Raw genomic sequence first — 2,514 nt, 5'->3', positions numbered from 1 at the left:
CGGTGGTCGTCGCGACCGGCGCGTGGCTGAACGCGCTCGCCCACCCGTTCAGGGTGCGCACCCGGGTGCAGGCCGGTCGGGGTTACAGCTTCAGCGTCCGTCCCGACGAGCTGCCGAAGAACCCCGTCTACTTTCCTGTGCAACGAGTTGCGTGCACGCCGCTGCACGACCGGTTCCGTATCGCCGGAATGATGGAGTTCCGCAGCCCCGACGCCCCGCTCGATCCGCGGCGTGTGCAGGCCATCGTCGACGCCGCGAGACCGCTGCTGCGCGGCGTCGAGTGGGAAGCCCGCACCGAGGAGTGGGTCGGGTCGCGGCCGTGCACCGCGGACGGCCTGCCGCTCATCGGGGGTACGCGCTCGCCCCGCGTGTTCGTCGCGGGGGGGCACGGGATGTGGGGTGTGGCGCTGGGGCCGTTGACGGGACGGCTACTCGCGGAAGCGATGACCGGGAAGCCGGATCCGGTGTTGCAGCACTTCGATCCCCTGCGTTGACATCGATACTGCGTTGACTTCGATACTGCGTTGACTTCGATACTGCGTTGAGATCGATACTGAACTGAAGTCGATACCGAGATGAAAGTCGATACCGCGTCGAACGGGCTCTGTCAGGACTGTTGCGCCGGCCGCTTGTCCATCCGGTCGAGCCACTCGAGTACGGCGCGTTCGTAGGCGATGCCGAAATCGAGGGTTGCTGCGCCGAAACCGGAGACCGCGCACTCGTCGCGTTCTTTTTCGTACTCGGCGAGTTGCCGTTCGTGTGCCGCGCGGTGGGCTGCGAGCATCTGCGTCAACCGCTCGGGTGGCAGGTGGTCACCGAATGTGACGGTGAGCAACAGTGGATGACGGATGTTCTCGGGCCCCGGGTCGCGGTCGATCCAGTCGGCGAACACCTGCCGCCCCTCGTCGGTGAGGGTGTAGGGCTTGCGGTCGCGGGGTCCCTTCACCCCGGCATCGATCAGTCCGGCGCGTTCCATCGCCGCGAGCTCGCGATAGACCTGGCTGGTCGTGATCGACCAGAACTGGCCGATCCGCTGCTGCACCGTGGTGACGAGGTCCCATCCGGTCATCGGGCCTTCGTGCAGGAACCCGAGCAGGGAAGCGGCAGTTGCGTTGATCGGTCGATCGGCCATCGCGTGATCCTTCCACGACTCGGGTCTTGACATTCCACTGTGGCATATCGATCATAGATATCGACGACATTCCACAATGGAAGTTCCGGGAGGATCCCATGGCCCCCGAACAGCGAATCTCGGACGCGGAGCGCGAACAACTCGTCGAACGACTCGGCGGCAATCTCACTGCCGGACGCCTCACCATCGACGAATTCGACCAGCGCGTCGCACGTGTCTACCGCGCCGTGACCGTCGACGAAGCACTCCGGGTTTTCGACGACCTGCCGGCCGTGACAGTGCCGCAACCGGCACGCGACCCGGCCCCGGGCCGACGCCTGCCCACTCACCAGCGGGTCGAGTGGTCCGCATGGCTGGGCATCGGAGGTCTCAACGTGGCGATCTGGGCCGTCGTCTCGCTCGCCACCGCCTCGTGGGTCTACCCGTGGCCGATCTGGGTGCTCGGCCCGTGGGGTCTGGTACTTCTCGGCCGGACGGTGCTCGGCATCGAAGGCGGCGGTTGCGGACCGCGGTCGCGAACCCACCGGGAACACGCCCACCCCGCGTCCTTCGCCTACCCGAAGGTCATCGTCGGCGGTTCTTCCCGAAGTCCCAGCTGACTACCGAGTCGGCGGTGACCCGAAGCCAGGCGTGCCGGCCGTCGGAGACGAATTCATCCCTGCCCGAATACTTTCGAGCGAAGGCAAGCTCCACGCTGTGGAGCACTCCGTCGGGCCCGGAGCCACGCGGCACGTCGCCGACGACGGCGACCGTCCCGCGGATCTCGACTCCGCGCAGCTCGGTGAACTGCTCCCCGGAGTCGACGACGACGGCAATCCGCCGATCGCGCCGGAGGTCGGCCCAGCGCTGACTCCGCACGATCGAATTCAGCCACAGGAATGCGCCGTCCCAGACGAACCACAACGGGGCGACGTGCGGGCTGCCGTCGCCGCCGACCGTTGCCACACGACACGTGCGCTGTTCCGCCAGGAACATGTCGACCTCGTCGCTCGACATCGCGATGGACCGGCCTCGGCGCTGCCGCCCGACGGCTTCCCCTGTCGTCATGCACCCCTCCGTCTGTGAGAATTTCGTTCTCGATGCTGCCTCATCATGTTCTCACCCCGCACCTCGCGACACAATGCGCGCTGTCGTGCCGGTCTGCGATAGTCGAGCAACTGCAGTCGCGAGGTAGGGGACGCCGATGTTTCTGCTCGACGATGTACTGATCTACAGCGCCCGCGACGTGGCCGAGGCTGCCGGATGCGAGTTCGCGCTGCTCAGCAACCTCGACGCGACACTCGATCCCGCCCTGCGCCTCGCCGCCGCGGACGACCCGATGCTCGAGCGAACCGCGCGGCTCGGTGGAGCGCACGAACAGCGTGCGCTGCGCCGATACCAGG

The 2,514-nt window shown here is 66.9% G+C and carries 5 protein-coding genes; 3 read left to right on the top strand and 2 right to left on the bottom strand.

Features of this window, described 5'->3' with window-relative positions; all coding sequences use genetic code 11:
- Positions 1-494, top strand: a 494-nt coding sequence (locus tag Q8814_RS25675; protein WP_330154766.1) for an NAD(P)/FAD-dependent oxidoreductase, incomplete at its 5' end; no start/stop codon positions are given.
- A 113-nt stretch (positions 495-607) separates the two neighbouring features.
- Here Q8814_RS25675 and Q8814_RS25670 read toward each other — a convergent pair.
- Complete coding sequence (locus Q8814_RS25670; RefSeq protein ID WP_330154765.1) at positions 608-1,132, bottom strand: PadR family transcriptional regulator; 525 nt, start codon at positions 1,130-1,132, stop codon at positions 608-610.
- A gap of 98 nt (positions 1,133-1,230) precedes the next feature.
- On the opposite strand from Q8814_RS25670, the gene Q8814_RS25665 reads away from it, so the two are divergent.
- Positions 1,231-1,731: a DUF1707 SHOCT-like domain-containing protein gene (locus Q8814_RS25665; protein ID WP_330154764.1), complete on the top strand. Its 501-nt coding sequence runs from the start codon at positions 1,231-1,233 to the stop codon at positions 1,729-1,731.
- Here the strand turns inward: Q8814_RS25665 and Q8814_RS25660 are convergent.
- Entirely contained in the window at positions 1,697-2,179 is a 483-nt protein-coding gene (locus Q8814_RS25660) for a pyridoxamine 5'-phosphate oxidase family protein (RefSeq protein WP_330154763.1), read from the bottom strand. The two genes, Q8814_RS25665 and Q8814_RS25660, sit on opposite strands and share 35 nt — an antisense overlap.
- A 136-nt stretch (positions 2,180-2,315) precedes the next feature.
- Here Q8814_RS25660 and Q8814_RS25655 point away from each other — a divergent pair.
- The coding region (locus Q8814_RS25655; RefSeq protein ID WP_330154762.1) for a hypothetical protein at positions 2,316-2,514 on the top strand (199 nt) is incomplete at its 3' end.

This window comes from Rhodococcus chondri (genome assembly GCF_036327435.1).
Lineage (GTDB): Bacteria > Actinomycetota > Actinomycetes > Mycobacteriales > Mycobacteriaceae > Rhodococcus > Rhodococcus chondri.
The sequence above is the reverse complement of the archived record's forward strand: the minus strand, read 5'-3'. Positions and strand labels throughout refer to the sequence as shown.

What these genes read in the sequence shown, in the direction of transcription:
- Q8814_RS25670 (WP_330154765.1), bottom strand. Translation starts at nt 1,132, where the DNA reads ATGGCCGATCGACCGATCAACGCAACTGCCGCTTCCCTGCTCGGGTTC.
- Q8814_RS25665 (WP_330154764.1), top strand. Translation starts at nt 1,231, where the DNA reads ATGGCCCCCGAACAGCGAATCTCGGACGCGGAGCGCGAACAACTCGTC.
- Q8814_RS25660 (WP_330154763.1), bottom strand. Translation starts at nt 2,179, where the DNA reads ATGACGACAGGGGAAGCCGTCGGGCGGCAGCGCCGAGGCCGGTCCATC.